We start from the raw sequence: 6425 nt of genomic DNA on the forward strand, positions 1-6425 counted from the left end.
AAGCAAAAAGCATTAAAGGCGAAAGATATATCATTTTTCGTCTTTTTTATTAATCACATAGGCCTTATGCTTTTGCCTTTAAGCTCAATATTTTTGATAAACATTATACAATACATTCAAATCCAGCGGACTTAATAGCGGGGTGCTGTCATCTTGTACAAAGTGGCGTTTAAAAGCTATTATCGCCGCGTTGAGATCAGAGGTATCATAACCGATTAATCGCAGGGCGGTTTTATAATCAAAATTGTCTGGCGCGGGTACTACTATCATGTCGCTGCGGTAGCCAAAACCATGGTCTGCCAATAATTTCCATGGGAACAGCGGTCCCGGATCTGGTTTGCGCCTGATTGCAAAATCCTGGTGCCCGATAAAATTAGCTGTAGGTATATTGTAGGTTTTTTTCAGCTGTGTTAGCAATGCCAGCAGGCTTTTTATTTGTGGCTCAGTAAAAGGCTCGAAGCCATTATTGTCTATCTCTATACCTAACGAACAACTGTTCATATCTGTAACGCTGCCCCATTTACCCACACCGGCATGGTTGGAGCGCAGGTAATCATTCACCATATGGAAAACTTTGCCGTCTTTACCTACCACATAATGGGCACTTACCTGGGTCCTTGCCATGGTAAAGGTTTTAATGGTTTGCTGTACCGAATCTTGCGCTGTATAATGAATGATAACGTAGTTGGCTTTACGCATGCCAAAATTAACGGTGCCTACCCATTCTGAAGGTACTGCTATTATGCCTGTGCTGTCAAACAACATAACGGGCTGCTGTAGTCTTGCAATATTTAGCAGCGAATCTGTTTTTGTAGTATAAATACTATCTGTAGTAAAATAGGGCCCTTTAACAATGGGCAATTTTACCGAACCCTGTTTAGTGGCATCTGTTTTAGGAGCAGTGACTTTTGGCGAACACGATGCAACCAAAATGGCGGCAAACAAAAGCAATAAAAAAATGTGTTGAGGTTTCCTGTTAGTAAGCATGTAGCTAAATTAAGTTATTAAGCAATAAACTAACTAAATAAACTGCATATTGTTTATGTTATTACCTACATCACGCCGGCAAGCAATCAAATGGAGTTAAATTTAACGTGTATTACTTCAAGTTTTCCACATTGTCTCAGTGTGTCCCCGGGACAGTACACTACAAGCCATCCCCGGCAAAAGTATCACCCTGATTTATATCGCCGGTATCATACCCTTTTTTAAACCAATACATGCGCTGCGTGCTGGTGCCGTGTGTAAAGCTATCTGGCGTAACGCGCCCCTGGTATTGCTGCTGCAGGCGGTCATCGCCAATCTGGTGGGCGGCGGTAAGTGCCGAATCGATATCCGCACGTTCAATTACAATACCATTATGATGATTAAACGCTTCATAATGCGCCCATACGCCGGCATAAAAATCGGCTTGCAGCTCAAGTTTAACCGATAGTTTATTGTAAGCAACTTTACCTAAATTATTCCTGGCCTCCTCCATTTTGGCCGATACACCCAACAGGTTTTGTATATGATGGCCAACCTCGTGCGCTATTACATAGGCCCAGGCTGATTCGCCGGGCGCGCCGAAACGATTTTGCAATTCATCAAAAAAGGAAAGGTCAAGGTAAACCCGCTGGTCGGCCGGGCAATAGAACGGCCCGGTTGCTGATGTGGTGTAGCCGCAGCCTTCGGCATCAACGGCACCTGTATAGAAATGCAATATCGGATGCGTATAGGTTTTCCCCATAGTTCGGAACAGACTATCCCAAACAACGGTAGTCCCTTGAAATATTACCCGTGCAAACTGCTTGTTGCGATTCTCCTGGCCGCCGCCGGGTACCGTGTTTATTTGCTGCGAGCTGTCGGCAGCATTATTTAAGCTGAGTATTTGTCCGGGGTTTATGCCGGTAAATAAGTAGATAATAAAACCTATTACACCCAATATGCCGCCGCCAAATAGTAATCCGCGGCCACCACCACTGCTGCTGCCTTCTTCAACATCATTGCTTTCGCTGCCGCCAAACCATCGCATAATTTATTGTTTTAAGTATAGCTGTTTAACAGTATGGTGTTTGCTATTGTTTGAGTGATAAGGGCATATAAGATTTTTCGCTACGCTCAAGAGAGTAGTTCTTCGCTCCCGCTGCCAATGACAAAAACAAATTTTGTTTCACGCGAGTGTGAAACAAAATGTAACAAGTGAAACAAGATTTTGACTTAATTAATTGCTTATGAGGTAATTGCGAAAAAGTGATGTAACAAAATGTAACAACTTATCCGTCAGTATTTTTAGGCATAATTTTAATCTTATTCATTGATAATCAAATAATTACAAATTGCTAATTTTTGGAGTGGTGAAACAAAGTATTTGAAACAAGATGAAACAAAATCGCTGACAATATAATGCCGCCATTTATCTCGTTTCACAATCTCCACAAACATAGGAAGACAATTTAATCTTCTCAACACACATAGTCTTTACGCTATAAATTACCTATTTTCATACCCATATAAAAACCCTGACAGGAAATGAAAAAATTATTTACCCTTAGCTTATTGGTTTTTGCCACAGCTTATACACAGGCTCAACAAAAAACTTTGATGGGTTTTACGCCCGCCTCATCAGCCAAGCAGCTGCAAACCGAACAGCAGTTTGACCAATCACTTAGCGCCGCACGTATTGGCGAAACGTTAAAAGATCTGTCGATGTATCCGCATCACATAGGCTCGCCCGGCGGCAAGGTGGTTGCCGAAAAGATATTAGCCAAACTAAAGAGCTATGGTTTTGATGCGCATTTGCAGCCATATAAAGTGTTGTTCCCTACCCCAAAAACCCGTGTGTTAGAAATGACCGGCCCTACCAAATACACAGCTGTGTTAAAAGAAGCCGCTTTGACCGAAGATCCGACCTCATCACAAGCTGGGCAGCTACCTACTTATAACGCCTGGAGTGCCGATGGTGATGTAACCGGCCAGCTGGTATTTGTAAACTACGGTTTGCCGGATGATTACGAAACATTAGCAGCTATGGGTATAGATGTAAAAGGGAAGATAGTTATTGCCAAATACGGCAAATCATGGCGCGGCATTAAGCCCAAAGTGGCTTATGAGCATGGCGCCATTGGTTGTATAATTTATTCTGACCCGAAAGATGACGGTTATTATGCAGGCGATGTATACCCGAAAGGGGCGTTTAAAAATGAAACCGGTGTACAGCGTGGTTCAGTAATGGATATGGTGATCTATCCCGGCGACCCGTTAACACCGGGCATTGGTGCTACCGAAAATGCTAAACGTTTGGATCGTAAAGACGCTACCACTATATTAAAGATACCTGTATTGCCCATTAGCTACCAGGATGCCAAACCACTGCTTGCTGCTTTGGAAGGGCCCGTAGCGCCCGAAGATTGGCGCGGGGCATTGCCTATAACTTATCATATTGGTCCGGGTGCCACTACCGTACATTTAAAGCTTGAATTTAACTGGGACATGGTTACGGCTTATGATGTTATCGGCACCATAAAAGGCTCAACCTATCCTGATGAATGGGTGTTGCGCGGCAATCATCATGATGGCTGGGTAAACGGTGCCGATGATCCGCTTAGCGGGCAATCGTCATTATTGGACGAGGCAAAGGCTTTGGGCGATATGCTTAAAACTGGCTGGAAACCAAAACGCACCATAGTATATTGTGCCTGGGATGGTGAAGAACCGGGGCTATTGGGCTCTACAGAGTATGTGGAGGATCATGATAAAGAGCTGCAGCAAAAGGCAGTAGTGTATATTAACTCGGATGATATTTCGCGCGGGTTTTATCATGCCGGGGGATCTCACGCGTTAGAAAAATTTATCGGCGAAGTATCAGAAGGTGTTACAGACCCCGAAACTAATGTTAGCGTGGCCGAACGTAAAAAAGCGCACGAAGTGGTAAATGCCGCTAATCCTAAAGCTAAAAAGGAAATACTTGACCGTAAAACCGATCCGATAGCGGCATTAGGTTCGGGATCTGATTTTTCATCTTTTTTACAGCATTTGGGTGTGCCTACCCTGGATATAGGCTATGGCGGCGAAGGCGGCGGTGGCGATTATCACTCTATATATGATTCATTTGCCGATTACCAGCGTTTTAAGGACCCCGGATTTGTTTATGGTGTAGCCTTATCAAAAACCATAGGGCATGCCGTATTACGCATGGCAAATGCCGATGTATTACCGTTTGATTTCCGCAGCCTTTCAACCACCTTAAACGGCTATGGTAAAGAGGTAATAGAACTGGCAAACAACATGCGCGAGGCTACGGCCATGCAAAATCAACTGGTAAAAAGTAACGCTTTTAATTTGGCAGCCGACCCAACCAAACGTATGGCAATCCCAGTGGCAAAAGACGAAGTGCCGGCTATTGATTTTTCGGCATTAACAGCTTCTTTGGATGCATTAAAAGCAAGTGCTGATAAACTGGCTGCTGTTATGAATACAGCGTCAGGATCAACTATAGATCATAAAGCATTGAATGAAACTATTTATAAGGCAGAGCAGCAATTACTATCACCCAATGGTTTACCGCGGCGCCCATGGTATAAGCATAGTATATATGCGCCGGGCTTTTATACCGGGTATGGTGTTAAAACAATGCCGGGTATACGTGAAGCTATAGAAGTACGTAACTGGCCCGAGGCTCAGCAACAAATAGCTGCAGTGTCTGCAACTATTAATGCTTTAGCTGCCTATTTGGATAAAGCGGCAATGTAGTACAGGTTGTCATTCTGAGCATAGCGAAGAATCTTGTAAGCGCGATAAGTAAAGCGTATAAGATTCTTCGCTATGCTCAGAATGACAATTAATTATTTGTATCTGGCTATAAACTCCCTGCACCCATTTTCAATCAACTTAAAAACAGGTTCAAACTGTGCGTCATCAAAATAAGGATCAGGAACTATTTTATCTATCAGCAGCAGCTCTACTTTTTTAACATCCTCATCATTACGCGCCATTGCCAAAACATTGCTCAGGTTGCTTTTATCCATTACCAGAATATGATCGAACGTATCAAAATCACTTACGCTGAAAAGTCGGCAAACTTGCTTGCTGATATCAATACCATGTTGGCGGGCTGTGCGTACCGAGCGCCTGTCCGGACCCTGGCCGATGTGCCAGTCGCCGGTACCCGCCGAATCAATTTCCCAGTCTAAACCCTGCTCATCAGCAAGATGCTGCATGATCCCTTCCGCCAACGGCGAACGGCAAATATTGCCCAGGCAAACCATTAGGATTCTCATTTTATAAGCATAAAGCTAATTTTTAAGCATAAAGACCAAAGCTTTTTGCTTTTAGCTAATTAACCGAATATCTCATTCAAAACACCCGCTAACCTGATACCGCCTTTTAGCAGTTGCTGGTTAAGGATATCTAAATGGGTAAAATTGTATTTGTAGTTTAAGGTATCACCGGGTTTAATTTCGGTATATATTTGCTCTGCCAATTGGCTCGATTCAAATATCCATTTGTTTAATGGAGCGGCTTGCCAATCTTTTATTTGTGCCGGAGTAGCATGATTAATTGCTTTTGCGTATTCACTATAGCTTAGTTCCTGGAAATTCACCAGTTCGCTATCCCAAATAGAATGCAGATTGGTAGGCTTATTAAACCAGTTCACTTTAAAATCATTACCACCTTTATCGCTTGCATGCGCGGTATGCATTGGCTGGTGCACATCCTCTGTAATATGTATTAGCATGTGCAGGTATAATAGTTTGTTTTCTTTTGATGTTTCCTTCCTTTTTAGTTCAGCTATCAAAAATTTTAGTTTGGTATAGGCATCTACATTATTATCATGCTCCAAAAACTCGGTCATTTCGGGGTAGCTCATCGGTCTTTCAAAATCTACAAAATGCCAGTTATATAAGTAGCTGTAAGCAGGGTCTGATTTTATAAAATCGGCCCAATTGCTGGCCATGGCTACAGATTCATTTCCTAAAATGGCACGCACAGCGGCAAGGGCCTTCGGCGATAAATGATCTTCGGCTATCTGTCCAGAAATGCGGTGCCCGTTGGTGCCCCATGCCATAGTTATTACCGGCGAGCAAAGTATTACCAGTCCTAAAGCTAAATTTTTAAAAAAAATGTTTTTCATGTTATAATGGTTTTGGGTTACAGGTAATCTTTTTAATTAAACGCAAGTTAACAGGTATTACGTTAGATGTGCTTGAAAACTGAATAAGTGAATCAGTTTTTTTGCTGACTTTAAAAAACTCCTCATATGGCCCAGAACGGAAACAGCCCACCTGTTTTTTCAAAGTATAATCGGCATTGCAAAAATTGCCTTTTATGTGCAGGGTATCATTGCTTTGCTTATAAGTTCCACGGATGTACTCTGTCCAGTGGCCGGCATTCATGCAACTATCTGCCCCGGAGTTTACCTTGCTGAAAGAACTGATCTGCATAAA

5 protein-coding genes and 1 pseudogene are annotated in these 6425 nt (G+C 42.8%); 1 reads left to right on the top strand and 5 read right to left on the bottom strand.

Annotated elements, in window-relative coordinates; translation table 11 throughout:
- Nucleotides 1-84 precede the first annotated feature (84 nt).
- Entirely contained in the window at nt 85-987 is a 903-nt protein-coding gene (locus tag JWP71_RS02260; RefSeq protein ID WP_299496643.1) for an N-acetylmuramoyl-L-alanine amidase, read from the bottom strand.
- A 160-nt stretch (nt 988-1147) separates the two neighbouring features.
- Nucleotides 1148-2014 carry a neutral zinc metallopeptidase gene (locus JWP71_RS02265; protein WP_299496646.1) on the bottom strand — a complete coding sequence of 289 codons (867 nt, stop codon included), beginning with the start codon at nt 2012-2014 and terminating at the stop codon, nt 1148-1150.
- 497 nt (nt 2015-2511) lie between these two features.
- Between JWP71_RS02265 and JWP71_RS02270 the strand changes: the two genes are divergently transcribed.
- Nucleotides 2512-4731: a transferrin receptor-like dimerization domain-containing protein gene (locus JWP71_RS02270; protein ID WP_299496648.1), complete on the top strand. Its 2220-nt coding sequence runs from the start codon at nt 2512-2514 to the stop codon at nt 4729-4731.
- A 92-nt stretch (nt 4732-4823) separates the two neighbouring features.
- Here JWP71_RS02270 and JWP71_RS02275 read toward each other — a convergent pair whose 3' ends face one another.
- The 3 genes and pseudogenes from JWP71_RS02275 to JWP71_RS02285 all read right to left on the bottom strand — a co-directional run.
- Entirely contained in the window at nt 4824-5258 is a 435-nt protein-coding gene (locus JWP71_RS02275; protein ID WP_299496650.1) for a low molecular weight protein-tyrosine-phosphatase, read from the bottom strand.
- Nucleotides 5259-5317: 59 nt separating this feature from the next.
- Complete coding sequence (locus tag JWP71_RS02280) at nt 5318-6112, bottom strand: S1/P1 nuclease (RefSeq protein WP_299496652.1); 795 nt, start codon at nt 6110-6112, stop codon at nt 5318-5320.
- Nucleotide 6113: 1 nt separating this feature from the next.
- A pseudogene (locus JWP71_RS02285) lies at nt 6114-6425 on the bottom strand (fumarate hydratase); the annotation flags it as partial.

Origin of the sequence: Mucilaginibacter sp. (genome assembly GCF_028287845.1) — a bacterium.
Classification (GTDB): Bacteria; Bacteroidota; Bacteroidia; order Sphingobacteriales; family Sphingobacteriaceae; genus Mucilaginibacter.

What these genes read in the sequence shown, in the direction of transcription:
- JWP71_RS02280 (WP_299496652.1), bottom strand. Translation starts at nt 6,112, where the DNA reads ATGAAAAACATTTTTTTTAAAAATTTAGCTTTAGGACTGGTAATACTT.
- JWP71_RS02275 (WP_299496650.1), bottom strand. Translation starts at nt 5,258, where the DNA reads ATGAGAATCCTAATGGTTTGCCTGGGCAATATTTGCCGTTCGCCGTTG.
- JWP71_RS02270 (WP_299496648.1), top strand. Translation starts at nt 2,512, where the DNA reads ATGAAAAAATTATTTACCCTTAGCTTATTGGTTTTTGCCACAGCTTAT.
- JWP71_RS02260 (WP_299496643.1), bottom strand. Translation starts at nt 987, where the DNA reads ATGCTTACTAACAGGAAACCTCAACACATTTTTTTATTGCTTTTGTTT.
- JWP71_RS02265 (WP_299496646.1), bottom strand. Translation starts at nt 2,014, where the DNA reads ATGCGATGGTTTGGCGGCAGCGAAAGCAATGATGTTGAAGAAGGCAGC.